The sequence below is a fragment of the Mycobacterium sp. 134 genome, assembly GCF_048282715.1.
In the GTDB taxonomy this organism is placed as follows: Bacteria; Actinomycetota; Actinomycetes; order Mycobacteriales; family Mycobacteriaceae; genus Mycobacterium; species Mycobacterium septicum.
On record NZ_JBLVUN010000008.1, the window covers coordinates 2226142 to 2252652 of the forward strand.

At 66.1% G+C, this 26511-nt stretch carries 25 protein-coding genes and 1 pseudogene; 12 read left to right on the forward strand and 14 right to left on the reverse strand.

Annotated features, from left to right (window positions below):
• Position 1 precedes the first annotated feature (1 nt).
• From ACNQVK_RS15460 to iolC, 6 genes are read right to left on the reverse strand one after another with little or no spacing between them, the layout of a single operon-like run.
• Positions 2 to 1051 (reverse strand): Gfo/Idh/MocA family protein, encoded by a 1050-nt coding sequence (locus tag ACNQVK_RS15460; protein WP_418030208.1) that lies wholly within the window; start codon positions 1049 to 1051, stop codon positions 2 to 4.
• 7 nt (positions 1052 to 1058) lie between these two features.
• Positions 1059 to 1964 carry a sugar phosphate isomerase/epimerase family protein gene (locus ACNQVK_RS15465; protein WP_418030209.1) on the reverse strand — a complete coding sequence of 302 codons (906 nt, stop codon included), beginning with the start codon at positions 1962 to 1964 and terminating at the stop codon, positions 1059 to 1061.
• A gap of 9 nt (positions 1965 to 1973) precedes the next feature.
• Complete coding sequence (iolD, locus tag ACNQVK_RS15470) at positions 1974 to 3935, reverse strand: 3D-(3,5/4)-trihydroxycyclohexane-1,2-dione acylhydrolase (decyclizing) (RefSeq protein ID WP_418030210.1); 1962 nt, start codon at positions 3933 to 3935, stop codon at positions 1974 to 1976.
• Positions 3936 to 3939: 4 nt separating this feature from the next.
• Entirely contained in the window at positions 3940 to 4818 is an 879-nt protein-coding gene (gene iolB, locus ACNQVK_RS15475) for a 5-deoxy-glucuronate isomerase (RefSeq protein ID WP_418030211.1), read from the reverse strand.
• A gap of 2 nt (positions 4819 to 4820) precedes the next feature.
• Complete coding sequence (locus ACNQVK_RS15480; RefSeq protein ID WP_418030212.1) at positions 4821 to 5705, reverse strand: aldolase; 885 nt, start codon at positions 5703 to 5705, stop codon at positions 4821 to 4823.
• Complete coding sequence (gene iolC / locus ACNQVK_RS15485) at positions 5698 to 6675, reverse strand: 5-dehydro-2-deoxygluconokinase (protein WP_418030213.1); 978 nt, start codon at positions 6673 to 6675, stop codon at positions 5698 to 5700. Before iolC ends, ACNQVK_RS15480 begins: the two co-directional genes overlap by 8 nt.
• 197 nt (positions 6676 to 6872) lie before the next feature.
• Between iolC and ACNQVK_RS15490 the strand changes: the two genes are divergently transcribed.
• The 4 genes from ACNQVK_RS15490 to ACNQVK_RS15505 all read left to right on the forward strand — a co-directional run bounded on the left by ACNQVK_RS15490 (position 6873) and on the right by ACNQVK_RS15505 (position 10702).
• The gene (locus ACNQVK_RS15490; protein WP_409551661.1) at positions 6873 to 7610 is read left to right on the forward strand and encodes a GntR family transcriptional regulator; all 738 of its coding nucleotides are present in this window, start codon (positions 6873 to 6875) and stop codon (positions 7608 to 7610) included.
• 224 nt (positions 7611 to 7834) lie between these two features.
• Positions 7835 to 8821 carry a substrate-binding domain-containing protein gene (locus tag ACNQVK_RS15495; protein WP_409551417.1) on the forward strand — a complete coding sequence of 329 codons (987 nt, stop codon included), beginning with the start codon at positions 7835 to 7837 and terminating at the stop codon, positions 8819 to 8821.
• 2 nt (positions 8822 to 8823) lie between these two features.
• The gene (locus ACNQVK_RS15500; protein ID WP_168441759.1) at positions 8824 to 9882 is read left to right on the forward strand and encodes an ABC transporter permease; all 1059 of its coding nucleotides are present in this window, start codon (positions 8824 to 8826) and stop codon (positions 9880 to 9882) included.
• A 4-nt stretch (positions 9883 to 9886) separates the two neighbouring features.
• The gene (locus ACNQVK_RS15505) at positions 9887 to 10702 is read left to right on the forward strand and encodes an ATP-binding cassette domain-containing protein (RefSeq protein ID WP_276127227.1); all 816 of its coding nucleotides are present in this window, start codon (positions 9887 to 9889) and stop codon (positions 10700 to 10702) included.
• Positions 10703 to 10749: 47 nt separating this feature from the next.
• Here ACNQVK_RS15505 and ACNQVK_RS15510 read toward each other — a convergent pair whose 3' ends face one another.
• The 6 genes from ACNQVK_RS15510 to ACNQVK_RS15535 all read right to left on the reverse strand — a co-directional run bounded on the left by ACNQVK_RS15510 (position 10750) and on the right by ACNQVK_RS15535 (position 16180).
• On the reverse strand, positions 10750 to 11259 hold the full coding sequence (locus ACNQVK_RS15510; RefSeq protein ID WP_418030215.1) for a nitroreductase family deazaflavin-dependent oxidoreductase: 510 nt from the start codon (positions 11257 to 11259) through the stop codon (positions 10750 to 10752).
• A gap of 89 nt (positions 11260 to 11348) precedes the next feature.
• Entirely contained in the window at positions 11349 to 12125 is a 777-nt protein-coding gene (locus tag ACNQVK_RS15515; RefSeq protein WP_418030216.1) for a TIM barrel protein, read from the reverse strand.
• A gap of 20 nt (positions 12126 to 12145) precedes the next feature.
• Positions 12146 to 13138 carry a Gfo/Idh/MocA family protein gene (locus ACNQVK_RS15520; protein ID WP_418030218.1) on the reverse strand — a complete coding sequence of 331 codons (993 nt, stop codon included), beginning with the start codon at positions 13136 to 13138 and terminating at the stop codon, positions 12146 to 12148.
• Positions 13135 to 14007 carry a sugar phosphate isomerase/epimerase family protein gene (locus ACNQVK_RS15525; RefSeq protein ID WP_418030219.1) on the reverse strand — a complete coding sequence of 291 codons (873 nt, stop codon included), beginning with the start codon at positions 14005 to 14007 and terminating at the stop codon, positions 13135 to 13137. The genes ACNQVK_RS15520 and ACNQVK_RS15525 overlap by 4 nt, the downstream gene beginning before the upstream one ends.
• Complete coding sequence (locus tag ACNQVK_RS15530) at positions 14004 to 15011, reverse strand: Gfo/Idh/MocA family oxidoreductase (protein WP_418030220.1); 1008 nt, start codon at positions 15009 to 15011, stop codon at positions 14004 to 14006. The genes ACNQVK_RS15525 and ACNQVK_RS15530 overlap by 4 nt, the downstream gene beginning before the upstream one ends.
• The gene (locus ACNQVK_RS15535; RefSeq protein WP_418030221.1) at positions 15008 to 16180 is read right to left on the reverse strand and encodes a phytanoyl-CoA dioxygenase family protein; all 1173 of its coding nucleotides are present in this window, start codon (positions 16178 to 16180) and stop codon (positions 15008 to 15010) included. The genes ACNQVK_RS15530 and ACNQVK_RS15535 overlap by 4 nt, the downstream gene beginning before the upstream one ends.
• Before the next feature lie 83 nt (positions 16181 to 16263).
• On the opposite strand from ACNQVK_RS15535, the gene ACNQVK_RS15540 reads away from it, so the two are divergent.
• Positions 16264 to 17268: a LacI family DNA-binding transcriptional regulator gene (locus ACNQVK_RS15540; protein ID WP_418030222.1), complete on the forward strand. Its 1005-nt coding sequence runs from the start codon at positions 16264 to 16266 to the stop codon at positions 17266 to 17268.
• 10 nt (positions 17269 to 17278) lie between these two features.
• On the opposite strand, the gene ACNQVK_RS15545 is transcribed toward ACNQVK_RS15540, so the two are convergent.
• Complete coding sequence (locus tag ACNQVK_RS15545) at positions 17279 to 17521, reverse strand: hypothetical protein (protein WP_418030224.1); 243 nt, start codon at positions 17519 to 17521, stop codon at positions 17279 to 17281.
• Positions 17522 to 17697: 176 nt separating this feature from the next.
• Between ACNQVK_RS15545 and ACNQVK_RS15550 the strand changes: the two genes are divergently transcribed.
• From ACNQVK_RS15550 to ACNQVK_RS15575, 6 genes and pseudogenes are all read left to right on the forward strand, one after another.
• Positions 17698 to 18546: a PfkB family carbohydrate kinase gene (locus ACNQVK_RS15550; RefSeq protein WP_418030225.1), complete on the forward strand. Its 849-nt coding sequence runs from the start codon at positions 17698 to 17700 to the stop codon at positions 18544 to 18546.
• Positions 18547 to 18888: 342 nt separating this feature from the next.
• Complete coding sequence (locus ACNQVK_RS15555; RefSeq protein ID WP_044522767.1) at positions 18889 to 20835, forward strand: 2-oxoacid:acceptor oxidoreductase subunit alpha; 1947 nt, start codon at positions 18889 to 18891, stop codon at positions 20833 to 20835.
• A complete protein-coding gene (locus ACNQVK_RS15560) occupies positions 20832 to 21914 on the forward strand; it encodes a 2-oxoacid:ferredoxin oxidoreductase subunit beta (RefSeq protein WP_090431751.1) in 1083 nt (360 codons plus the stop codon). Before ACNQVK_RS15555 ends, ACNQVK_RS15560 begins: the two co-directional genes overlap by 4 nt.
• Positions 21886 to 22497 (forward strand): molybdenum cofactor guanylyltransferase, encoded by a 612-nt coding sequence (mobA, locus tag ACNQVK_RS15565; protein WP_418030227.1) that lies wholly within the window; start codon positions 21886 to 21888, stop codon positions 22495 to 22497. The genes ACNQVK_RS15560 and mobA overlap by 29 nt, the downstream gene beginning before the upstream one ends.
• Before the next feature lie 1140 nt (positions 22498 to 23637).
• Positions 23638 to 23871: pseudogene (locus ACNQVK_RS15570) on the forward strand (transglycosylase family protein); the annotation flags it as partial.
• A gap of 251 nt (positions 23872 to 24122) precedes the next feature.
• Positions 24123 to 24596 carry a transglycosylase family protein gene (locus tag ACNQVK_RS15575; protein WP_418030228.1) on the forward strand — a complete coding sequence of 158 codons (474 nt, stop codon included), beginning with the start codon at positions 24123 to 24125 and terminating at the stop codon, positions 24594 to 24596.
• Positions 24597 to 24598: 2 nt separating this feature from the next.
• On the opposite strand, the gene ACNQVK_RS15580 is transcribed toward ACNQVK_RS15575, so the two are convergent.
• A complete protein-coding gene (locus ACNQVK_RS15580; RefSeq protein ID WP_418030229.1) occupies positions 24599 to 25747 on the reverse strand; it encodes an FAD-dependent monooxygenase in 1149 nt (382 codons plus the stop codon).
• 134 nt (positions 25748 to 25881) lie between these two features.
• Between ACNQVK_RS15580 and ACNQVK_RS15585 the strand changes: the two genes are divergently transcribed.
• On the forward strand, positions 25882 to 26493 hold the full coding sequence (locus tag ACNQVK_RS15585; RefSeq protein WP_044522809.1) for a hypothetical protein: 612 nt from the start codon (positions 25882 to 25884) through the stop codon (positions 26491 to 26493).
• The last annotated feature ends 18 nt before the right edge of the window (positions 26494 to 26511 follow it).

Consider the following 26511-nt stretch of genomic DNA (forward strand, 5'->3'; position numbering starts at 1 on the left):
CTCATGCCCCAGGGATCGACGCGCGCGACACCATCTTCACGTCGACGGGCCGACCGGTCTCCAGCGCCTCGACACCGGCCGCGCATACCGCGGCAGCGGCGTAACCGTCCCATGCGGTCGGGCCATCTGTGAAATCCCCGGTCGTGGTGCCGTGCTGAACAGCGTCGACCCAGCGCTGAAACTCGATGTCATAGGCCCGGCCGAAGCGCTCCCGGAAACCTGGGGTGATGGTGCCACCCCAGGTGCCTGGTGAGCCCTTCCGGACCAGACCGACATCGAGTCCGATGAATGCCGAACCCTTTTCGCCCACCAGCTCGGTGCGCACCTCATAGGCCACTCCGGTGGTGACGAACAATTCGACATCGACATGCTTGCCGGAATCGGTGCGCATGATGGCGATCTGCGGGTCCTGGATGCCCTCCGGGGCACCCGGATTGACGGCGGGCTTCATGATCTGAATCGAGGCGATTTCCTCGTCGAACAGGAAGCGGGTCACGTCGACCTCATGGACCAGGGAATCCTTGACGATCATGGAGCTGTCGAAGCTCGGCGGCACGGCCGGGTTGCGGTGCACGCAGTGCAGCACCAGCGCGCGGCCGAACTCACCGGCATCCAGCAGGTCTTTCAGCTGGGTGTACTCCTCATCGAAGCGGCGCATGAAACCGACCTGGATGAGCCGTTTTCCGAGCTCGGCCTCGCGCTTGACCACCTCCAGGGCCGATTCGACATCGGTGGTCAGCGGCTTCTCGCACAGCACGGGCTTGCCGTGCTCCAGGCAGGCCAAGAGCTGCTTGTCGTGGGTCGGCCCGGGCGTGGCGAGTACGACGGCATCGACCTCGGGATCGGCGATGGCGTCGAGCGGATCGGTGACGGCCCGGCAGCCCGGGATGTCTGCGGCGATCGCCTCGGCCTTCTCGGTGAGGAAGTCATTCACCACGACGACGCGGGCACCGGAGATCCGGCTGGTCAGGCGCGCGACGTGGTCGGCGCCCATGATGCCGACGCCGAGGACGGCGATGCGAAGGTCGTCCGTCGCTGTTGAATTGGGCATGGTGCTCCTAGCTGAAACGAACGGACGGGACACCGCAGGACCCCAGGTACTTCTGGGTGCGCTTGGCGATGGGCAGGGGAGCGTCGACCTCGCAGGGGTACATGTCCTGCTCGACGATCGCGAACACGTCGACACCGAGCTTCTCGATCTCGGCCAGCAACGGTGGCATCTCCGGAATGCCGAGCGGCGGTTCGGTCATCGCGCCCAGCTTGACGGCCTCGCCGAACGGCAGGTCCTCGGCCTCGACCTTGGCCCGCACCTCGGGATCGACCTGCTTGAGATGCAGATAGCCGATGCGCTCGGGGGCCCGCCGGATGATAGCGATGTTGTCGCCGCCGCAGTAGCTGATGTGCCCGGTGTCCAGGCACAGGTTGACGAATTCGCCGTCGGTGCAGTCGAGGAATCGATACACGTTCTCTTCGGTGTCGACGTGGCTGTCGGCATGTGGGTGGTATTGCGCACGCACGCCGTACTTCTCGAACATGGCCTTGCCGAGCTCGTTCATGCCCTGGGTCTTCTTGCGCCACTGCTCAGCGGTGAGGTTTCGGTCCTCGAGTACCGCGCCGGTGGCGGGGTCGCGCCACATCTCGGGGATCACCACGACGTGCTTGCCGCCGACCGCGGCGGTCAGCTTGGCGACGTCCTCGATCTGCGTCCAGACGGCATCCCACGAATCGTCCTGATGGAGGTGCTCGAAAACCGTGCCCGCGGACAGCTTGAGGTTGCGCTTGGCCAGTTCGTCGGACAGCTGCTTCGGATCGGTCGGCAGATAGCCGAAGGGGCCCAATTCGATCCATTCGTATCCGGATGCGGCCACCTCGTCGAGGAAGCGGGCATAGGGCGTCTGGTTCGGGTCGTCGGGAAACCACACACCCCAGGAGTCGGGGGCCGAACCAACGAGAATTGTGCTCATAAAAATCTTTCAGCGGTCGGACGGATTGACAAGGGGGCGTTGAACTTTCTTCCAGTCCGCATACCGTGCGTAGGCGCTCTGGGTGGATTCCAACGTGGAGACCTCCGACACCGGGACGTCCCACCAGGACTGGCTGTCGGGTGCGTAGATCAGCGGATCGGTTTCTACATAGATCACGGTGACGGTGTCAGCAGCCTTGGCTGCTTTGACCGCATCGGTGAACTCCGCGGCGGTGGTGGCCTTGATGACGTCGGCGCCCAGACTGGCGGCGTTGGCCGCAAGATCCACCGGCAGCGTGTCGCCGTCGAGTCGGCCGTCCCCGCTGCGGTAGCGGTAGGAGGTGCCGAATCGCTGCGAGCCCAGTGACTCGGAAAGCCCACCGATGGAGGCGAATCCGTGGTTCTGCACCAGTACAGGGATGACCTTGATGCCCTCCTGCACGGCGGTGACCAGTTCGGTGGCCATCATCAGGTAGGAGCCGTCGCCGACCATGATGAACACGTCGCGATCCGGATCGGCCATCTTGACGCCGATCCCGCCGGCGATCTCGTATCCCATGCACGAGTAGCCGTACTCGACGTGATAACCCTTGCGGTCTCGGGTGCGCCACATCTTGTGCAGGTCCCCGGGCATCGAGCCGGCCGCGCACACCACCACGTCGCGCGGATCCGACAGCGCGTTCACCAGGCCGATGACCTGGTTCTGGTTCAACGCCGCGCCGTCGTCGGAGGTCGCGTCGACCCTATAAGCCTCTGTGACGGTGTCCTCCCACCCGGCAGCCAGTTCGGTTACCCGCGAACGGTATTCGTCGCTGATGACATAGTCGCCCAGCGCGGTGCCCAGGGCCTCGAGTGCCTCGCGCGCATCGGCGACAACGCTGATACCGCCCTGCTTCACCGCGTCGAGCGACGCCACGTTGATGTTGACGAAACGGACATCCGGGTTGTTGAACGCGGTCCGCGAAGCGGAGGTGAAATCGCTGTAGCGGGTGCCGATTCCGATGACGACATCGGCTTCCGACGCCAGCGCGTTGGCCGCCGTGGTGCCGGTGGAACCGATCGCCCCGACCGACTGCGGATGGTCATAGCGCAGCGAGCCCTTGCCGGCCTGGGTCTCGGCGACCGGCATGCCGGTCTGCTCACACAACGCGGCCAGAGCTTCCTCGGCGCCGGAGTAGTGCACGCCGCCGCCGGCGATGATCAGCGGCGTGCGGGCCGACGCGACGATCTCGGCGGCGCGCGCGATCACCGAGCGTTCGGGCAGCGGGCGCGCGATGTGCCAGGTGCGTTCGGCGAACAGCGATTCCGGCCAGTCGTACGCCTCGGCCTGCACGTCCTGGGGGATCGATACTGTCGCGGCTCCGGTCTCAACAGGGTCGGTCAGCACCCGCATGGCCCCCAGCAGGGCGGCCGGGAGTTGTTCGGGCCGCCAGACCCGATCGAAGTAGCGGGACAGCGGCTTGAAGGCGTCGTTGACCGTGACGTCACCAGAGGACGGCAGTTCGAGCTCCTGCAACACGGGTGAACTGACCCGGGTGGCGAACGTGTCGGCGGGCAGCAGCAGCACCGGTAACCGGTTGATGGTGGCCAGCGCGGCCCCGGTGAGCATGTTGGTGGAGCCGGGGCCGACGCTGGCGGTCACCGCCCACGCTTGCAGCCGGTCCTTCTGTCTGGCATAGGCCACGGCACTGTGCACCATGGCCTGCTCGTTGCGGCCCAGCACGTACTTGAGTCCGGGTTCTTTCGAGGCCTCGGCTGCGTCTATCTCGTCCTGCAGCAGCGCCTGGCCCAGCCCGGCCACGTTGCCGTGGCCGAAGATACCGAAGCAGCCGGCGAAGAATTTGGACCGGACCCCGTCACGCTCCACGTACTGGTTGGCCAGGAAGCGAATGGTGGCCTGGGCGACGGTGAGTCGTACGGTGCCCTCGGTGTCGACCAGTTTCTCGGTCGACTTCGGTGCGGTGGATACCACGGGATCAGGCTCCTTCGCGAGTGGTGGAGGGACGGAACGGGAGACGCGGATCCACGTCCTGGTGCTCCCAGCTGTCCCGCAGCCAGGTGTGGTTCGGGTCGTCGCAGATCAGCCAGGCCCGGTCGGGGCCGGAGCCGGCCATCACGTTGAGGTAGTACATGTGGTGGCCCGGTGCCGCGATGGACGGGCCGTGATAGCCGTGTGGCACCAGCACGACGTCCCCGGTTCGCACCTCCTCCAGCACCTCGATGGGGCGCTCGGGGGTGCCGTAGACCCGGTGATAGCCGAATCCTGGTGTCCCGGCCGGGCTGTCATCGATCTCGAAGTAGTAGATCTCTTCCAGCTGGGTTTCCACGTCGGTGTTCTCATCGTGCTTGTGCGCGGGATAGCTCGACCAGTTGCCACCCGGGGTGATGACCTCGCACGCGATCAGTGAGTCGGCCTCGAATGTCGTCGCGGTGCCGAAGTTGTGTACCTGGCGGCTGCAGTTGCCCGCGCCGCGAAGTTCGACGGGGACGTCGGCGGCGGCGCGCCGTCGGTTCGGAAACGAACGCGTTGCCCGCGCACCGCAGATCGCGAAGCGTCCCGCACCGGTCAGGCGGTACTCCTGTCCGATGCCGAGGTAGACCATGTCGGCGGGGCCGTCGAAAACCGACGACCGTGGTGACAGTTCGAAGGTTTCGCCGCCGCATTCGACGGTGCCGCCACCGGACAGCGGAAGGATCATCACCTCGGCGTGGCCGGTGTGCAGTTCTGCGGTCTGGCTGTCGTCCAGCTCCAGTACCCGCAAAGAGGATTCGGCCCAACCGGCGGATTCCGGGGTGACGTCGACGGTGAATGGCAGCTCGGCGCTGCGGGCCGGGATGTACCACTTGCTGTTCATGGTCACCTCACCAACTTCACAGCGGTCGCGACCGCTGAACTGACGTCGTCATCGGGCGGGTACAGCAGGGTGCGTCCCACGATCAGGCCCCGCACGGCCGGCAGGGTCAACGCCTTCTCCCAGGACGCGAATGCCTTGTCGGGATCGGTCGGATCACCGCCGAGCAAGAGGGTCGGCAAGGTCGTCGACTCCATCACCCGATCCATCTCGTCGACGACGGGCAGCTTCATCCAGGTGTAGGCCGAGGTCGAGCCCAGACCCTGGCTGATGTGTACCGACTTGATCACCGCATCGGGGGACAGGTCGTTGCGCACCTTGCCGTCGACACGGCTGGACATGAACGGCTCCAGCATGGCGACCAGGCCGTGTGCGGCGAGCGCGTCGACCGCCTGGGCGCAGGACGCCAGCGTGGCTACCGTTCCGGGATCATCGAGATCGATGCGGCACAACATCTTTCCGCCGTTCATCCGGGCGGTGGCAGTCGATGCCGCGGTGGCTCCCGTCATCCGATCGTCGAGCTCGAAGGACGACCCCGCCAGTCCGCCCCGATTGAACGAGGAGAACACCACCTTGTCCTCCAGCGCGCCGAGCAGCAGCAGATCATCGAGGATGTCGGCAGTCGCGAGCACACCGTCGACCCCCGGGTCGGCGAGCGCGGCGCACAGCCGGTCGAGCAGGTCGGTGCGGCTGTTCATCGCGGTGGGCCGCGACCCGACCGCGAGTGCGCCGCGGGCCGGATGGTCGGCCGCGACGATCATGAGCTTGCCGTCACCACGCACGGTCGGACGGGCGGTGCGGTGCTGCCATGCCGTGGCGATCGTGCCGGGCTCGGAGGCCCGGAGTTCGGTGATCGCAGCATAGTCCGTGCACACAGTGGGTTTAGACATTGACAGCCTCCACGGCGGATTGTTCGGCGAGGTCGGCCACCTCCACGGCGGTCGGCATCGCGGTCGAGCATTCGAGCCGGGATGCGACGATGGCCCCGGCGGCGTTGGCGTAGCGCAGGGTCTTCTCCAGGGGCCAGTTGCGGAGCAGGCCATGAATCAGGCTGCCACCGAAGGCATCTCCGGCGCCGAGCCCGTTGACCACGTCAACCTCGTTGGGCGGCACGGTGACCGAGCTCTGCTTGGTCTTGCCCAGTACGCCGCGCGGCCCCTGCTTGACGATCGCCAGTTCCACGCCGAGGTCGAGCAGGGCGTCGGCAGCCTTGTGCGGGCTGGCCTCACCGACGGCGATCTCACACTCTTCGCGATTGCCGACCGCCACGGTGACGTGCCGCAACGCTCGCTGAACCTGTTCGGTGGCCGCGGCAGGTGTTTCCCAGAACATCGGCCGGTAGTCGAGGTCGAGAACGGTCAAAGGAGCTCGCGAGCGAGCCGCCCACGCGGCGAAATGTGCGCTACGGCTGGGCTCTTCGGACAGGCCCGTCACCGTCGACCAGTACAGGCGAGCGGTACGGATGGCGTCCAGGTCGAGTTCGGTGGGACTGATCTGCAGGTCGGGTGCCGACGGTTTGCGGTAGAAGTACAGCGGGAAGTTGTCCGGCGGGAAGATCTCGCAGAACGTCACGGGCGTCGGGTACTCGCCATGGGTGCTGACATAGCGGTTGTCGACACCCAGCCGGGCCAGCTCGTCGCGGACGAACCGGCCGAAGGGGTCGTCGCCGGCCCCGGAGATCAGCGCGGTGCGATCGCCCAGCCGGGCCGCGGCGACTGCCACGTTGGCGGCGCTGCCACCGAGGAATTTCCCGAACGATTCCACGTGGTCGAGCCCCACGCCGACCTGCAACGGATACACGTCGACGCCGCTGCGCCCGATGGCGATGACGTCGAATGGCTGGCTGGCGTTATCGGTCACGACTGACTCCCGAGTGCGATGTGCGTATGTGCGTTCCGGCGACGACGAGCGCGCCTGGTGTCGGTGTCGACTGTGCTCCCCGTCACCATGTGCTGTCAAGACTTTGTTCGGACATTCTTACTTTCAGTCATAAGCGGGTAGTCTGGACAGTCACTCCCGGCGAACTGCGCGCGGAGGACACGAGGATTGGAGTGAGCGTGACCCCGACGTTGTCCGTGGAGCTCGACCGTTCGAGTCCGGTGCCGCTGTACTTCCAGGTTGCGCAGGTCTTCGAAAAGGCAATCCTGGATGGGCAACTCAAGCCGGGGGATCGTTTCGAAAACGAGTTGGCACTTGCCAGCCGGCTCAGTCTGTCCCGGCCGACGACGCGCCGCGCGATTCAGGAACTGGTGGACAAGGGGCTGCTGGTTCGCAAGCGCGGTGTGGGCACCCAGGTGGTGCAGACCCCGGTGCATCGTCCCGTCAAACTCACCAGTCTGTTCGACGATCTTGCGCGGGCCGGCCAGGAACCGGCCACCAGGGTGCTCGAGTACGCATTGGGTCCGGCGTCCGACGAGATCGCCGAACGGCTCAACCTGGAAGCGGGCAGCGAGGTGGTGACGATGCGCCGGCTGCGGATGTCCGGCGGTCAACCGCTGGCGCTGATGACCAACTACCTTCCCGCGTCGATCGCGCCGGACCGCGATGAACTCGAGCGGGTCGGTTTGTACCAGTCGCTGCGCTCCCGTGGGGTGCACATCCGGTTGGCTCAGCAGCGCATCGGCGCCAAGGCTGCCGAGCGGGATGAGGCGAAGCTGCTCGACGAGAAGCCGAAGGCCCCCCTGCTGGTGATGGAACGGACCGCGTTCGACGATTCCGGACGCGTCGTCGAGTACGGAAGCCACGCTTACCGCGCATCGCGGTATTACTTCGATACCACCCTCGTCGATCGCTAGGTATCTCAAAGTCGTTGTATCCCTGCAGGTTTTGACGGACCGGCGTGGCTCACCGCCACCGGTGCGGGGTTCGCTGCAGCGCTCCTGGACATTTGATATGCAGTCCTAATGTCCGAACAAAGTATTGACATTCGGATGTGAGCGGTATTACATCGACTGCGAGGCCGTGTCGCTTGTCACCCAGACGCACAAGCACCCGGTGACGTCGATGGCAAGGAGAAGCAATGAGGTTCAGTCGGCTCGCGGTGGTAGCTGCGGCGGGTGTGCTGGTCATGGGCGCCGGCGCGTGCTCCAGCACCGGCGGAAAGCCGCGGGACACCGGTGGCGGGATGGGCGGCGGAACCGTCGACACCCCGCGGGCCACCATCGCGATGATCACCCACGAGGTGCCGGGTGACTCCTTCTGGGACCTGGTGCGCAAGGGCGCCGAGACCGCGGCCAAGAAAGACAACATCGAACTGCGGTACTCCTCGGATCCCGAGGCGCCCAATCAGGCCAACCTGGTCCAGACCGCCGTGGACAGCGGTGTGCAGGGCATCGCGGTGACGCTGGCCAAGCCGGACGCCATGAAGACCGCTATCGAAAATGCCACGGGCAAAGGCATTCCCACGGTCGCGTTCAACGCCGGCCTCGACTCCTGGCAGAAGATCGGCGTCAAGGAGTACTTCGGTCAGGACGGTTACATCGCCGGGCAGGAGGCGGGCCGGCGGCTCACCGAAGAGGGTGCAAAGAAGGTCCTGTGTGTGATCCAGGAACAAGGCCACGTCGACCTCGAGGCCCGCTGCGCCGGCGTCAAGAACACCTTCCCCGGCACCGAGACACTCAACGTCAACGGCAAGGACATGCCGTCGGTGGAGTCGACCATCACCGCCAAGCTGCAGCAGGACCGGTCGATCGACTACGTGGTGACACTCGGTGCGCCGTTCGCGCCGACCGCCGTGCAGTCGGTGCGCAATTCCGGCAGCTCGGCCAAAGTCGGCACGTTCGACACCAACGCCGCACTGGTCGACTCGATCAAGAACGGTGACGTCCAATGGGCCGTCGATCAGCAGCCGTTCCTGCAGGGATACCTCGCCGTCGACTCGCTGTGGCTCTTCATCAACAACGGCAACGTCATCGGCGGCAATCAGCCAACTCTGACCGGTCCGTCGTTCATCGACAAGACCAATATCGACTCAGTCGCCGAGTACGCGAAGAACGGGACGCGCTAGACATGAGTACCCAGGCAGATCTCAATCTCGAAACGCACAAGGTCGTCCGCGACGAGCGCGTCAAGGAACAGAACAAGCTGCAGCGCCTGCTGATCCGCCCCGAGATGGGTGCGGCGATCGGTGCGATCGGCATCTTCGTGCTGTTCCTGATCGTGGCGCCGCCCTTCCGGACTCCGGAAGCTCTGGCCACGGTGCTCTATGCCAGTTCGACGATCGGCATCATGGCCGTCGGGGTGGGCGTGCTGATGATCGGCGGTGAGTTCGATCTGTCGTCGGGTGTCGCCGTCACCACGGCTTCGCTCTCCGCCTCGATGTTGTCGTACAACCTGCACCTGAACCTGTGGACGGGTGCGGTACTGGCGCTGGTGATGGCCCTGGCGATCGGCTTCTTCAACGGCTACATGGTGATGAAGACCAAGATCCCGTCGTTCCTCATCACGCTGAGCACCTTCTTCATGCTCGCCGGCATCAACCTGGCGGTGACCAAGCTGCTGTCCGGCCAGGTCGCCACCCCCAGCGTGTCGGACATGGAGGGATTCGATTCCGGCCGAGCCGTATTCGCCTCGTCGTTCAACATTCTCGGAGTGTCGGTCCGCGTCACCGTGCTGTGGTGGATCCTGTTCGTCGTCATCGCCACCTATGTGCTGTTCAAGACCAAGATCGGCAACTGGATCTTCGCTGTCGGCGGCAACCAGGACAGTGCCCGTGCCGTTGGCGTACCGGTCACCAAGGTGAAGATCGGCCTCTTCATGGTGGTCAGCTTCTGCGCCTGGTTCGTCGGCATGCACCTGTTGTTCGCGTTCAACACGGTGCAATCCGGTCAGGGCATCGGCAACGAGTTCTTCTACATCATCGCCGCGGTGGTCGGCGGCTGCCTGCTCACCGGTGGCTACGGCACCGCGATCGGCACGCTGATCGGTGCCTTCATCTTCGGCATGACCAACCAGGGCATCGTCTATGCCGGGTGGAACCCGGACTGGTTCAAGTTCTTCCTCGGCGGGATGCTGCTGTTCGCGGTGATCGCCAACAACGTCGTCCGTAACTACGCGGTGAAGAGGTAAGTAGATGAGCACAACTGCTGAAGCCCCGATTGCGGAGACACCGTCGGGCGGCGCGGTGCCGCTGGTCGAACTCAAACACGTCGGCAAGAGCTACGGAAACATCATCGCGCTCAAGGACATCAACCTGCGGGTGGGTGCCGGCGAGGTGACGGGCGTGCTCGGCGACAACGGTGCCGGTAAGTCCACCTTGATCAAGATCATCGCGGGCCTGCACAAGCCCACCGAGGGCGAGCTGCTGATCGACGGCGCGCCGACCGTGTTCGACTCACCCAAGGACTCGCTCAAGGCCGGAATCGCAACGGTCTATCAGGACCTGGCGGTGGTCGCACTGATGCCGGTGTGGCGCAACTTCTTTCTCGGTAACGAGTTGCGCAAGAAGGGCATCCTGCCGTCGCTGGACATTTCCGCGATGCGCGCGACCACCATTTCCGAGCTGCACAAGATGGGTATCGACCTGCCCGACGTCGACGCGCCGATCGGCTCGCTGTCGGGTGGTCAGCGCCAGTGTGTGGCGATCGCGCGGGCGATCTTCTTCGGTGCCCGCGTGCTGATCCTCGACGAGCCGACGGCCGCGCTGGGTGTCAAGCAGTCCGGCATGGTGCTGCGCTACATCACGGCCGCCAAGGAACAGGGGTTCGGGGTCATCTTCATCACCCACAACCCGCACCACGCACACATGGTCGGTGACCATTTCGTGCTGCTGAACCGCGGGCGCCAGAAGCTGGACTGCACCTACGACGAGATCTCTCTGGAAACCCTGACCCAGGAGATGGCCGGCGGCAACGAGCTTGAGGCGCTCAGCCACGAGCTCCGCCGGTAGTTTGTGCCTCAGCGCCCCGTCGGCCATCCGGCCTGCGGGGCGCTGAGCTATCTGCGCGTCAGCGCGAAAACTCGCATGTCCCGGTCGGTGCGCGTCTGGTAGGCGCGGTACATCGGGTAGGCGAGAAAGCGCTGCAGGGCCGCGTCGCGTTCGGCGCCGGACAGCGCGGTCGCGACGACCGGGATGTCCTGACCTGCCATCGATATCGAAGCCCGCGGTTCGGCGACGAGATTGCTCGACCATGACGGATGGTGCTGCTGGCCGAAGTTGCTGCCCATCACCAGTAGGCGGTCGCCCTCGTGGACATAGCTGAGCACGGAGGTGCGTGGCCGGCCTGACTTTCGACCGGTCGTGGTCAACAGCAGTTCGGGCATCGACAGCGGTCCGAACAACGAGAAACGACCCTTCGTGCGGTCGACCACCCGCCTGTCGAGTGGCACGATCGCGCGGATCACCTTGGAGCCGAATGGGGACGCGGCGAACGCGAACACCGGCTTGAACATCGGCGAGACGTCGTCACGCCCCCAGTTGCCGTGCGGAAAGGATGCCTCGGACATTCCGTCATTGTGCGCAGACGGCCGCGCCGAAACTACGCTTTGTGGTGGGATTGGTGCCGAATTCCCTCACAAAGCGTAGTTTCGGCGGGTCAGGAAAATGCAGCGCGGAAGGCTTCCAGCGCCGCGACGCTGTCTCCGCAGGCGTACGCCTCCATGCCGACCGTCCCGGTGTAGCCGCTGTCGCGCAACGCCTTTGCTATGGCGGGGTAGTGGATCTCACCGGTCCCCGGCTCGCAGCGCCCCGGCACGTCGGCCACCTGGATCTCGCCGATCGCCGACCCGGCCCGGCGCACCAGCTCGACCAGGTTTCCCTCGCCGATCTGGGCGTGATAGAGGTCGAGCATCATCTTGACGTTGGGGTGGTCGACCGCCTCGATCAGCGCGAGGGTGTCCTTGGCGCGCGCCAGCGGAACTCCGGGGTGGTCGACGATGGTGTTGAGGTTTTCCAGGCAGAACGTGACGCCGGCGTCGGCGCCCAGCTCACCGAGCTCTTCCAGCCCGCGCAACGCCGAGAACCACATGTCGCCGGTGACGCGGTGGCGGGGGCGGGCGGCCTGACCGTCGATCAGCTCGCCCGGATGCACGACGAGTCGCGGAACCCCGAGTATCTCAGCGGCTTTGATGGCCTCCTGTGCGGTCCGGGCCACCTCTTGGGCACCCGCCGGGTCGTAGAGATCGCCGTGCAGGTACCCGGTCATCGACGAGAACCGGGCTCCGGTGGCGGCCAGTGCGTCGAGGTCTTTGTCGGTGAAGCTCCAGATCTCCACGGAGAAGCCGAGTTCGGATATCCGCCGGGCCCGCTCGACGATGTCGAGATCGGTGAACACCATCTCGGCGCACACGGCCAGTTCGAAAGTGTGGGTCATTGTCATTCTCCTAGAACCTTTTACCGGGGCGGCAATCCCGCGGCCTGGTAGGCAGCGTCGACGTAGGCCATGTTGGTCACAGCGTCGGCGAGCCCGAACGGCAGCGCCGCGCCGTTCTGTACGTGGTCGGCGAATGCTTCCAGTTGGTACGTATAGCTGGCCCGGGTGCCGAGTCGCTCGACGCGTTCACCGGCGGCCGTCCGCGCGGTGATCCGGTCGTCGTCATTGGGCCGGATGAAATCGTGAACCAGCACCTCGCCGTCGCTGCCGACGATCCTGATGGTGAACGAATACTCGTGCGCTACCATCGAATTGGCGGTCAGCCCCGTCGCGCCGCCCGGGAAACCGACCTCGACATCGCACGTCGCATCGACATCGGTCGAGCGTTGTTCGGCACGGGCAGCGACGATGGATGGTGCGCCGCGGAGCCCGTCGACGTCCAGACGGCCCAACGACCGCAAGACGTGCATGCCGTAGCAGCCGAGGTCCATCAGGGCCCCGCCGGCCAGTGCCAGGGACCAGCGGGGGTCATCGTCCTCCGGTGCGGGCATCGCCATCCGCACCTCGACCCGGGTGAGCCGACCGATCTCACCGCCGGCGGCCAGAGTGAAGGCCCGCCGTGTCACCGGGTGGAAGAAGTAGTGGAACCCCTCCAGCACCGTCACCCCCGCGGCCTCGGCGGCCCGGGCGACTGTGGCGGCCTCAGATCTGTTGCGCGCGAATGGCTTCTCGCTGAGCACGGGCTTGCCGGCGGTGATCGCCGCCAGATTCCACGGCGCGTGCAATCCGTTGGCCAGCGGGTTGTAGACCACATCCACCTCGGCGTCGTCGATCACCTCGGCGTACGAGCCGAGCACGCGCTCCACGCCGTGTTTGCGGGCAAAAGCCGCCGCGCGCTGAGGATCACGCGCGGCGACCGCCACCAGCCGGTGACCCAGTTCCTGCGCCGGCCCCACGATGGCCTTCTCGGCGATGCGGGAAGCACCCAGTACACCGATGCGCAATCCGGTCACGAGGTGACGGACCTCAGGTACGCGACGCTGGTGCGCACGTCGGCGACCGGCCCGTCACCGGCGGGTGCGCCGTCCAGGATGGTGTCCTGCTCCATCACGAACCATCCGTCGAAACCGTTGTCCCGCAGGACCGAGACGATGCCCGCGATGTCAACGTCACCAGTGCCCAGGGGCGTGTACATCCCGGCCTTGACTGCATCGGTGTAGCTGATCGCACCGGACTGCACCTTGGCGGCCAGGGCCGCGTCGACATCCTTGAGATGGGTGTGCGCGATTCGGTGCGGCACCGCCTTGGCCAGTTCGAGCGGATCGGTCCCGCCGATCAACAGGTGCCCGGTGTCCAGGCACAGCGGGATCGCCGAGCCGGCCAGCACCCGGTCGACATCGTCGCGAGTCTCGACCATGGTTCCCACGTGCGGATGCAGCACCGCGAGCAGGCCGCGCGCGGCGACGATCGAGGCCAGCCGGTCCAGGTTGGACAGCAGTGTCGCCCATTGGTCGTCGTCGAGCACCGGCCGGGAGTCGTAGCCGTCGGATCCGGTGGCCGCGGCCAGCACCACGACCCCGGCGCCGGCTGCCACCAGCGAATCCAGCGGTCCGGCAAGGTCATCGGCGGGATCGTGGTCGGCGCTGTGCAGCACCACGGGGACGAACCCACCTACGCAGGCCAGCCCGTGCCGGGTCAGCACGGATTGAAGTTCGGCGGTGTCGGCGGGCAGGAAGCCCTCCGGGCCGAGCTCCGTGGCGGTCAGGCCGGTGTCACGCATCTCGGTGAGCACGCGTTCGGGGTCGAGCTGATAACCCCAGCCGGGCACCTCGCAGACGCCCCACGAGATCGGTGCGCCGGCGATCTTGATGTTGGTGCTCATGCGTTGCGAACCTCCTCGATGCGCACCGGGGCGCCCCGGCGCAGGGATTCGGTGGCGGCCTCGGCCAGCCAGGCCACCTCGACGGCGTCGGCCACCGTGGCGCCCGAGACCGGCGCGCCCTTGGCCACCTCGACGAAGCCGGCCAGCTCCGTGCGGAACGCTTCGGTGAAGCGGTCCATGAAGAAGTTGTGTGCGGGTCCGGTCGGGAATGTGTTGGCCGGATCAACATTTCGCATCGGCACACCCTGATCCCAGCCGGCGGCCACACTGTCGTCGAATCCGTGAACCTCAAGGCGGCAGTCGTATCCGCGGGCGTTGTAGCGGGCATTCGACACGACGCCCAGCGCACCCCCGTCAAACCGCACGATCACCGCGGCGGTGTCCACATCGCCGTACTCGGCGAACAGCGGGTCGCCCTGTACGGATCCGGTGGCGTACACCTCGACCGCGTTCTGGCCGGTGATCCAGCGGATGATGTCGAAATCGTGCACGGCGCAATCACGGAAGATGCCGCCGGAGCCCTTGATGTAGTCCAGCGGCGGGGGAGCAGGGTCCATCGTGGTGCTGCGCACCGTGTGCAGGATGCCCAACGACCCGTCGTCGACCGCACGCTTGGCAGCGGCGAAGGCGGCATCGAACCGGCGCTGGTACCCGACCTGCACGGGGACACCGGATCGTGCGATGGTCTCGGCGACCCGCGCGCTCTCCACGGCGGTGGAGGCGATCGGCTTCTCGCAGAAGGTGGGGATGCCGCGCTCGACGGCGGCCAGTGTCAGCTCGGCGTGCGCCGGTGTCGCGGCGGCCACGACCACGCCGTCGATCCCGGAGGACAACAGTTCCTCGACGGTGTCGACGGCTTTGGCACCGTGCTTGGCGGCGACCGCCGCGGCCACGTCAGCGCGCTCGTCGGTGATCACCAGCCCGTCCAAACCGTCCAGGGTGGAAAGGGTTTCGGTGTGGAATGCGCCGATGCGGCCCAGTCCGATAACGCCGAGCGTGGTCATGGGATTCTCCGTTCTTGCTGCTGATCGAGGATGGTGTCGAGTTCTTCGGGGGTCAGATCGCCGGCCAGTGCGGCCAGCACGGTGTCGACCTGACTGGGCGGAGCCAGACTGCCGATGGGTTGGTCCCGGTCGAGATTCGTCGGGAACGCGTAGCCCTCGGCGGTGGCGTTGACGGCGTTGGCCAGAGCGCGCTCGGAGCGGCCCGCGGACTTCATCGCCAGCAGGGCGGGGTACACGGCCCGGACCATGGCGGTGCGATCGAGTGCTTCCATCGCGCGGCCGAACGGCGAGGAGATCTGCAGCAGGTTGGCCATGCGCCGGATGTCGGTCGAGGTGTTGGTGCCCGCGCCGTGGTACAGCGCCGGATTGAAGAAGACCGCATCGCCCTTGCGCAGCGGCACCTGAACGTGGTGGGCGGCGAAGAATTCGATGAACTCGGGCCGGTAGAACGCGATGTACCCGGCCTCGAAGGTCTGCGAGTACGGCAACAGCATGGTCGGGCCGCTGGCCTGCGGCATGTCGCAATGCGCGACCGCGCCCTGGAGCGTCATCGCCGGTGACAGCCGGTGCAGGTGTGCGGGGTAGTCGGCCAACTGGTCCGGGGCGACGAAACCGAGGTGATAGTCGCGATGCGGAACCTGCGCTGCGCCACCGGGATTGACGACGTTGACCTGTGAGGTGACCTGATAGCGCGGGCCCAGCCAGGCCTGCGACACGACGGCCAGCGCGTCGTTGGCGTAGTACTCGGCGTACACGGCGGGGGAATGCAGGGCCAGCTTCTGCGCGGCGTTCCAGATGCGGTCGTTCGCACCGGCCTTGCCGAAGTGGTCACCGGCGGCGGCGCCTTCGGCGCGCTGGGCTTCGATCAGCGCGCCGAACGCGGCGCCGGCCCGATCGACGACGTCCTCATCGAAGGCACCTTCGAACACCACGACGCCCGGGCCGTCGGCCAACGCGCCGATCAACTCGGCCTGCAGACCGCGGCGGTCGGCGTCGGCGATGGTGGCGGCCGAGTACACCGGGACGTTGTGCCGGATGTCGGCGGCGAGGGGGTAGTCGGCGGCGTCGGTGGTACGGGACACCTGGGCGCGGAACTCGTCGAGGGAGCAGTCCGCCTCCTCGATCCAGGCCCGGCGCCCGGTCTGCGATGTCCGCAGTGTCGTGGTCATGGCTGACAGTCTTGCTGTGTCCTGTGGCACAATCAACGGCAAAAAGCCATCAAAAAACCATCAGAAGGCATCGGAGGTCAGCAGTGGCGCACCGATACAAGGTCCGTGAGATCGCTCAGCAGTGCGGTTTGAGCGAGGCAACGGTGGACCGGGTGTTAAACGACCGCCCGGGTGTGCGGGAGAACACCCGAGCCGAGGTGCGCCAGGCGATCGCCGATCTGGACAAGCAACGGGCGCAGTTGCGGCTCAACGGGCGTCGCTACCTGATCGACGTGGTCATGCAGACCCCACAACGGTTCTCCGACGCGTTCCGGGCCGCTGTCGAGGCCGAGTTGCCCACGTTCGCCCCGGCCATGTTGCGGGCGCGCTTCCATCTCTGGGAGTCCGGCTCAACTGCCCAGATGGTCGATACGCTGGCGGGCATCCGCAGCAGCCACGGGGTGGTGCTCAAGGCGGCCGACGAACCCGAGGTGGCCGAGGCCGTCGACCACTTGGTCGCCGCCGGTGTTCCGGTGGTGACGTACACGACCGACATCCCCACCAGCGCCCGCAGTGCCTACGTCGGCATCGACAACCACGGCGCCGGTGCGACAGCGGCCTACCTGATCGAGCAATGGCTGGGCCCCACCCGCTCCGAGGTGCTGATCACCCTGAGCCGCACGGTGTTTCGTGGCGAGGGCGAGCGTGAGGTGGGATTCCGGTCGGGGCTGCGCGGTTCCGGTCGCGCGGTCGTCGAGGTGACCGACAGCGACGGCATCGACGCGACGAACGAACGGCTGGTGCTCGATGCACTGCAGCGTCACCCGTCGGTGGAGGCGGTCTATTCGCCGGGCGGCGGCAACGCGGCCACAGTGGCAGCGTTCGAGAAGCTCGGACGAGAGTGCCGGGTGTTCGTCGCCCACGATCTCGACGTGGACAACCGCAGACTGCTACGGGAAGGCAGGATTTCGGTGGTCCTGCACAACGATCTCCGGGCCGACGCGCGACTGGCGATGCGGCTGATCCTGCAGCAACACGGCGCACTGCCGGGCGAGCCGGTCCGCCCCGTGCCCATTCAGGTGATCACGCCATACAACCTGCCGGCGTGAGCCGTCCGGCTTATCCGGGCTCTGCGGTCGGGGCGGGCTGGGCCTTGACCGGTGGTGTGGCGGCGGGTGTGTCGGGCGCCGACGGCGGTACGGATTGGGTCACGGTCTCGCCGAACTGCATGGTGGATTCGGCTGCGGGCACGGACATGTCGGGTGTGTTCTGGATCTGGTCTGGTTGGAGGCCCAGTACCGCCATCACGGCGGCGGCTGCCAAGCCGGCGGTACAGAGGAGGAGTTTCAGCCTCGAATCCATGCGCATTTCGCACTACCCTTCGTCACAACATTGGCTATCTATGTGATTTGAATGCGGATCCCGCGAGAGGCATTCCGCCTCGTCCGCGATGTGAGGTGGATCACATTTTGATGTCGGGTCGGGGATCGGACGGGGTCGGGGAGCGCGATGATCGTCCAGACCGGGAGACTTCATCCATGCCACGAGAGCTAGTCCCTGGGGTAACCGTGCTCGGCAACCTCGCGATCGACATCATCAACGGGGCGCCGCCGAGCCCGGGGGGATGCGCATCGTTCGCGGGAGTGGCGCTGCAGGCGGCAGGCGGACCCGGCCGGATCATCGCGATGGGTGCCGAACGTGATCACGCGCTGTTCGACGGGTTGCGCGCGCGGTTCGGGTCGCTGGTGCAGATCCTGCCCTCGGACGCCACCAGTTCGTTCAGCCTCGACTACGACGACACCGATCACCGGCACATGGGTGTGCAGGCGATCGGCCCGGTGTGGACCGCCGCGGACATCGACGCGGCCGACCCGGCGACGACATGGGTGCACCTGGCCCCGCTGCTACGCACCGATTTCCCGGCCGAGACGCTGGCCGCCCTCGCGGCACGCGGTCATCGGGTCGCCTATGACGGGCAGGGCCTGGTGCGGGCCGACCGATTGGGGCCGCTGATCGAGGATCGCCACTTTCCCGCGGGCCTGCTGGCCGATGTCGACATCCTCAAGCTTGCCGAGGACGAGGCGGTGATCGTCGCCGACGGTGCGTTCGACGCGTCGAGCGCCGAGCGACTCGGCGTCGCGGAGATCCTGGTGACCTACGGCTCGGAGGGATGCGACATCTATATAGAGGGTGCGGTGGAGCGCGTGCCGGCCGCCTGGCGGGTCCTGGATGTCCAGACCACGGGGGCGGGGGACATGTTCACCGCCTGTTACGTCGCGCATCGCGCGGCCGGCCATGATCCGCGTCGCTCGGCGGAGGCGGCCAGCGAACTGGTGGCCGGGGAGTTGGACAAGCGGGTTCACACCGGGGCACCCGGCCTGGCGTAGCCGCAGGTCGGGGTCTAAACTCGACAGGTGTCAAGTTTGTGCTTGCCGGTGCTAGCGGAGAGCTACCGGCCAGTAGCTTTTTCCTTAGAGAATGACATTCTCCTAAACGTGACGAAAACCACAGTTCTGTCTCAAATCGGCCTCCTTCACGCCCACGAACAGCACCTTCGGCGGGAACCCACCCGCGTGTCGGGGCACGGCGCGGTGAAGCGCAGCCTAAGAGCAGTGCAATAATCGGTACTGGTAGTGACATCAAAATTCGGTGGACATTCGATCCGGCGGCGCGTCACATGACAGCGGCCCGGAAAGACATGGTCAAAGTACGTGTGAAAGGCGGTAGCCGTGGGTGAGAACGGCAACGGCAATGGCGCCGCGCCGCGGCAGAAGCTCGAGAAGGTCGTCATCCGTTTCGCCGGCGACTCCGGCGACGGTATGCAGCTGACCGGTGACCGCTTCACTTCTGAAGCTGCACTGTTCGGAAACGACCTGGCAACCCAGCCGAATTACCCGGCCGAGATCCGCGCGCCACAGGGCACCCTGCCCGGTGTGTCGTCGTTCCAGATCCAGATCGCCGACTACGACATCCTGACCGCCGGTGACCGTCCCGACGTGCTCGTGGCGATGAATCCCGCCGCGCTGAAGGCCAACGTGTCAGACCTGCCCCGCGGCGGCCTGATCATCGCCAACTCCGATGAGTTCACCAAGCGCAACCTCGCAAAGGTCGGATACGACAACAATCCGCTAGAGGATGACACGTTGTCCGACTACGTGGTGACCTCCGTCGCGATGACGACGCTGACCCTGGGTGCCGTCGAGGTGATCGGCGCCACCAAGAAGGACGGCCAGCGCGCCAAGAACATGTTCGCCCTCGGCCTGCTGTCCTGGATGTACGGCCGCGAGCTCGAGCACAGCGAGGCATTCATCCGGGAGAAGTTCTCCCGCAAGCCCGACGTGGCCGAGGCCAACGTCCTGGCGTTGAAGGCCGGATGGAACTACGGCGAGACCACTGAGGCATTCGCCACCACCTACGAGGTGTCGCCGGCCAAGCTGAAGTCGGGTGAATACCGTCAGATCTCGGGTAACACCGCGCTGGCCTACGGCATCGTGGCCGCCGGACATCTGGCCCAGATTCAGGTGGTGCTGGGCACCTACCCGATCACCCCGGCGTCGGACATCCTCCACGAACTGTCCAAGCACAAGAACTTCAACGTGCTGACCTTCCAGGCCGAGGATGAGATCGCCGGCATCGGCGCGGCCATCGGCGCCTCCTACGGTGGCGCTCTCGGCGTCACCAGCACCTCGGGCCCGGGCGTCTCGCTCAAATCCGAGGCGATCGGCCTGGCCGTGATGACCGAACTGCCGCTGCTCATCGTCGACGTGCAGCGCGGTGGTCCGTCGACGGGTCTGCCGACCAAGACCGAGCAGGCCGACCTGTTGCAGGCGCTGTTCGGCCGCAACGGGGAATCGCCGGTCGCGATCCTGGCCCCGAAGTCGCCGTCGGACTGCTTCGACATCGCCGTGGAGGCCTCGCGGATCGCGATCGACTACCACACCCCGGTCATCATCCTGTCCGACGGTGCGGTCGCCAACGGCTCTGAGCCCTGGCAGATCCCGGATATCAGCACCTACCCGCCGATCGAGCACACGTTCGCCAAGTCCGGCGAGCCGTTCGCCCCCTACGCGCGCGACCCCGAGACCCTGGCCCGTCAGTTCGCGGTGCCCGGCACTCCGGGCCTGGAGCACCGGATCGGTGGTCTTGAGGCCGCCAACGGCTCGGGCAACATCTCGTACGAGCCCAAGAACCACGACCTCATGGTGCGGTTGCGCCAGGAGAAGATCGCCGGCATCAAGGTGCCCGATCTGGAGGTCGACGACCCCACCGGCGACGCCGAACTGCTGATGCTGGGCTGGGGGAGCAGCTACGGCCCGATCGGCGAGGCCTGCCGGCGGGCCAGGCGCAAGGGCATCAAGGTGGCCCAGGCCCATCTGCGCCACCTCAACCCCTTCCCGGCGAACCTCGGTGAGGTGCTGCGTCGCTACCCGAACGTGGTGGTGCCGGAGATGAACCTGGGCCAGCTGGCGCTGCTGCTGCGCGGCAAGTATCTGGTCGACGTCCAGTCGGTGACCAAGGTGGAGGGCATGGCCTTCCTCGCCGACGAGGTCGAAGGCATCATCGATGCGGCCCTGGACGGCACACTCGGTGAGAAGGAAAGTGACAAGGCCAAGTTCGCCCGGTTGGCGGCGGCCACGATTGAGGTTGAGGCGAGCGGTGTGGGAGCGAACGCATGACTGATCTGATCGGCGCAGACCTGGGGCTGACAGAGGCGGGACTGACCAAGAACGCCCTGGTGCCCACCACCGACCAGCCGCAGAAGGGCAAGGACTTCACCAGTGACCAGGAGGTCCGCTGGTGCCCGGGATGCGGTGACTACGTCATCCTCAACACCATCCGCAACTTCCTGCCGGAGTTGGGCCTCAAGCGCGAGAACATCGCGTTCATCAGCGGTATCGGCTGCTCCAGCCGGTTCCCGTACTACCTGGAGACCTACGGCTTCCACTCGATCCACGGTCGCGCCCCCACCATCGCCACCGGTCTGGCCCTGGCCCGTCCGGACCTGTCGGTGTGGGTCGTCACCGGTGACGGTGACTCCCTGTCGATCGGTGGTAACCACCTGATCCACGCGCTGCGCCGCAACGTCAACCTCACGATCCTGCTGTTCAACAACCGGATCTACGGCCTGACCAAGGGGCAGTACTCGCCGACCTCCGAGGTCGGCAAGGTGACCAAGTCGACCCCGATGGGCTCGCTGGACTACCCGTTCAACCCGGTGTCGCTGGCGCTGGGAGCGGAGGCCACATTCGTCGGCCGCGCGCTGGACTCCGACCGCAAGGGTCTGTCCGAGGTGCTGCGCGGCGCGGCCGAGCACCGCGGTGCCGCGCTCGTGGAGATCATGCAGGACTGCCCGATCTTCAACGACGGATCGTTCGATGCGCTCCGCAAGGAAGGCGCCGAGGAACGGCTGATCAACGTCACCCACGGTGAGCCGATCAAGTTCGGTACCGACGGCGAGTACTGCGTGGTCAAGTCCGGGTACGGCCTGGAGGTCGCCAAGACCGCCGACGTCGCGGCCGCCGACATCGTGGTGCACAACGCCGAGATCGACGACCCTGCCTACGCATTCGCGCTGTCGCGGCTGAGCGAGCAGAACCTCGATCACATGGTGATGGGTATCTTCCGCAAGGTCAGCCGGCCCACCTACGACGACGCCGCGCGCCAGCAGGTCAACACGGCCATCGAATCCAAGCCTCATGACACCGCGGCTCTGCAATCCTTGCTGCGTGGCAAAGACACCTGGACCGTCGACTGACCCCGCTGACCAAAACAACCTGAGCACAGCCCCGCTCGCCGCCGTAGTTCTGGCGGGCGGGGCTTCGCGCCGTATGGGGCGCGACAAGGCGACGCTGCCGTTCGACGGCTCGACGATGGTCGAGCATGTGGTCGACGCGGTGAGTAGACGCTGTTCACCGGTCTTCGTGATCGCGGCGCCCGGCCAGCCACTGCCCGCGCTGAGCGCCGAGGTGCTCCGTGACGAGGTGCGTGGAGTCGGGCCGCTGGTGGCGACGGGTCGCGGACTGCGTGCCGTAGCGGAGGCCGGCGTGGACCGCGCCTTCGTGTGCGCCGTGGACATGCCGTATCTGTCGTCGGAGCTGATCGACACCCTGGTGGCCTCTGCGGAGCGGTCACCTGCGGATATCGTGTTGCCGTGGGACGGCAGGGACCACTATCTGGCGGGAATCTACCGGAGTGCGCTCGCCGGGCCGATCGCTGATCTGGTGCGCGACGGCCGACGCAGCATGCGGGCGCTCGCCGAGTCCGTCGATACGCAACGGATCGTGATGGCACCGCAGCGCGCGCTGACCAACGTCAACACCGCGGCCGATCTGCCCTGAGCAGAGTTGTGTGACGGACAAATCTCAGCAAATTGCGAATTAGCAGGGCAACTGGGCTGAATTTATCGTACCGAGATAATTGACAGGTTATTTCACCGTATTCGAGTCTCTGGAAGTCGGATCAATTCAGAAAACGTCATCCGTAGCTGGCCGGCGGGTGTACGCGAAAGTCACTGGCGTTCATGATCATTCGACTTGTCGCCGAGTGCGGGAACTCTGCTCGCTATTCGCTGCGGCACATGCTCAGTATGTCTAAGTTTGTGTCAAAAGACCCCTGACCGCTCGGTTTGTCGGAGCCGGGCGATTCGGGCTCGTGCCGCGGGGTTGGCCGGGCTGACTGACGATTCGAGTCGTAACGATGAAAGAGCTTGTAGTTCAGTCTTTTTGGCGATTCAGCTACCGACTCTGCGGATGTCGGACGCGGGACGGTGCGGCCTGTCTGCGGTGGCCGACGGAGGCGATATCCCTTGTGTGCCAAGATGATCGGATGCCGGCCCGGACTCGGGCAGCTGGGTGTCTGTAGCGAACAGATTCTCTTGGTGCGGCATGTTGTGACACTCGCCGATGGCGTCTACCAGGGGTTTTGTTGTCCCAAGCGTTGTTTGCCCGCGATAACGCAGTTGAATCAAGTGGGCCAGTTCACAAAAAATGCGTGATCTGCCTCACTTTTCGTTTGCGCCGATCACGAAACGGTAACGACTGCCATCCGTCGCTGACCTGCACAAACGATTCGTTCAGCGTCTCGTTATCTGTCCGTGATCTTTCCGCGATCGCTTCTACATCGAGGTGACTTCTCTCCGAGACCTTTGTACGGTCCAAAGCGTCTCCACAGGGAGCAAATAATTTCAACACCAAGAACCTGCGTGTGAGTGGGGCCGCGGTGGCGATTACGCCCGACGCGGGGGCCTGGGTCTGATCCCGGGCCGGGCACTGTGGCCCTCCCTTTCGTGCCTGACCGAGACGGCGCGAACCAACCCCTCCGGCCTGGATTCAGGCTTCCGCACCCGCCTGGCGGGTGCTGTTTGGCGCGCGCTTGGCGAGAGGAACGAAGTGAAGAACATCCGCAAGACGTTTGGGCTGGGCATCATTGCTGGAGCGCTCGCTGTGGCTCCCGTGGCACTGGGTGCCGGTACCGCCAATGCGGACAGCGTCAACTGGGACGCCGTCGCTGCCTGTGAGTCGGGTGGCAACTGGGCGATCAACACCGGTAACGGGTACTACGGTGGCCTGCAGTTCAACATGGGCACCTGGCGCGCCAACGGTGGTTCGGGTTCGCCCCACCAGGCCTCGCGCTCCGAGCAGATCCGGGTCGCTGAGAACGTGCTGCGCTCCCAGGGCATCGGCGCCTGGCCGGTGTGCGGCAAGCGCGGCTAGTACAGGGCTGCTCACAACGTGAGCCACTGACAACTTGATACGAAGCGGCGCCGGGCCTCTGCCCGGCGCCGCTTCTGTTTCATCAGGAGGCGCTCCGGTTGCTCCAGCCTCGACAACCTCCGAAAAAACTTCTGCCCCCTCTGTAACGCGTGACGTTGGTCACACGAACCCATTAGTGACCGCACAGTTGCACGAACGTGATCGGCATCTGCAGCGGTCCTTGGTGTCAAAGGTCGGGGAAGGGCCGTGAGATGACCATACGAAGGGCGTTGACCAGGGCTTTCTGGCTTGCTGCGACGTCGGCGGGCCTCATGCTGGCACCGATGTTCGCCTCGACGGCGACCGCTGGTGCGGACACCGTGAACTGGGATGCGATCGCCGACTGCGAATCGGGCGGCAACTGGTCCATCGACACCGGCAACGGTCACTACGGCGGCCTGCAGTTCAAACCCGCCACCTGGGCCTCCCACGGCGGCATCGGATCGCCTGCCACCGCGTCCCGCGAGGAGCAGATAAGGGTGGCCGAGAACGTCCTGGCGACCCAGGGGATCGGAGCCTGGCCCAAGTGCGGCGTCCGGGGCGGAACGCCGGCGGGCTGGGCGACTCCCAGTGCGCCGACCGGCTGCCAGGCTGTGCGCCCCGGTTCGGTGCTGGGAATCTTCGACCTACGCCGGATCTGCACGACCTTCCTGGATCCGCTCGGAGCCTTCGGCGTGCCGCACTGAGCTCAGCGCACCGGGGTGAATGCCCCGCGCCCGGCGATGGAGGCCAGGTGCCGGGTCAATACAGCTTCAGGTATGAGGACCGACGCCCGGGTAGCTGCCGCGCTGAGTGCCGGCGGGCGCAGGTTCACGAGTCGGCCGATCAACTCGGCCTCCCGCACGATCGTCTTGACCCGCCTGCGTCGAATCGCCGCGAACCGGGCGAACGCGCTGCCCAGATCGGGTCCGTTGGCCGCGAGGGCGGCCAGAGTGGCCGCGTCCTCCAGTCCCTGGCAGCCGCCCTGGCCCAGATGTGGGCGCATCGGATGGGCGGCGTCCCCGGCGATCACCACGGGACCGCGGGCCCAGATGCGGGCGGGGGCACGATCGTAGAGATCGTTCCGGAGCACCTCATCGGGATCGGTCGTGGCCAGCAGTGTGGGGATCGGCTCCGACCACGACGCGAAATGCCGTTTCAGGTGGTTCAGCTCGCCATCGGGTGTGGTCTGGCCGCGCGGCGCGCGCTGGGTGGCGAACCAATACGTGTGGTCGTCGCCGAGGGGCACGTGCCCCACCTGTGAACCAGCGCCCAGCGTTTCGCCCGACAGATCGGGATCGAGCGGGCACGCGGCCACCGCGCGCCACGCCGTGTAGCCGGTGTAACGGCGGGGCAGCGGCCCATTCAGGTGTCGGGCCACCACCGAGTCGACGCCGTCGGCGCCGACCAGACCGGCCGCCTCGCGGACCGTGCCGTCGGTGAACGTGACCCGCACATCCGAGGTGCCGATCTCGATCTTGTCGGCGGTGAGCTCGTAGTGGACCGTGCCCGGCGCGAGTGCATCCGTGAGAATCTCGGTCAGGGCGGCGCGCCTGATCACCACCAGAGGCTCGCCCAGTGCGCGGGTGAACCGTTGCGCCGCCGGTCGGCGCAACCAGGCTCCGCCGGCCCGGCGCAGTGCTCCCGTGGTCACCCGGCCGCCCGCACCACGCACCTGATCGCCGAGACCGATCTCATCGAGTGCGGCCAGCGCGTTGGGCCACAGGCTGATTCCCGCACCGGGGGTGACGTCCCGGCGTGCCTCTGCCACGGATACGTCGAATCCCTGCTGCTGCATTGCGACTGCGGTGGCAAGGCCGGTGATACCGGCACCGACGACCAGAACGGACTGCGCCATCGGTCGAATCTAACGGGTGGGGTGAGGTGACTCACCATGGCCGGAGCCGGGGTCGGTAGCCTTCCAGCGTTCGCACAGTCTTTACGCAGGTTCCCGTGCCGAAAGTGCCGGGTTACAACGATGGAGAGGACCCGATGAAACTCACCCGCTTCGGTATCGCGCTCGGCGCCACACTGATTGCCGCCTCGGCGCTGAGTGGTTGCTCAAAGGTGACCGAGATCAGGGACGCTGCCGCCGGGGCGGCCGAGAAGGTCGTCTCCTCGGGTACCGAGAAGATCACCGAAGCGGTCTCGGGCAACCTGTTCACCGCTGAGGGCATCGACAACGCCTATGCGGCGATCGCGGGGAAGGTCGGTGCCAACCCGATGCAGGTGGTCGACGTCGTCATCACGCCCAGCCTGCTCAAGGTCGAGGCGATCGACCCGAACGCGCCGACCGAGCTGAACGAATGGAGCTACACGTCGGGCGCGGTCGGACCGTCGCGTCCCATCGACTACGACGACGACACCGAGGCCCTCCAGCAGAATCTGTTCGTCACCACCGACGTGCCCACCAGCGCGATCGTCGCGGCGATCGACGGTGCTGTGGCGGCCAGCGAGATCCCCGACGGCAAGGTCCAGACAGTGAGCATCAAGCGCAACATCCCGTTCGACGCGAACGTCATCATCTTCATCAACGTCCAGGGGGAGCGCAGCAGCAAGCAGGTGCGGACCGACGCCACCGGACAGGTCATCAAGGTGTCCTGACCGACCCGCATCACGCGG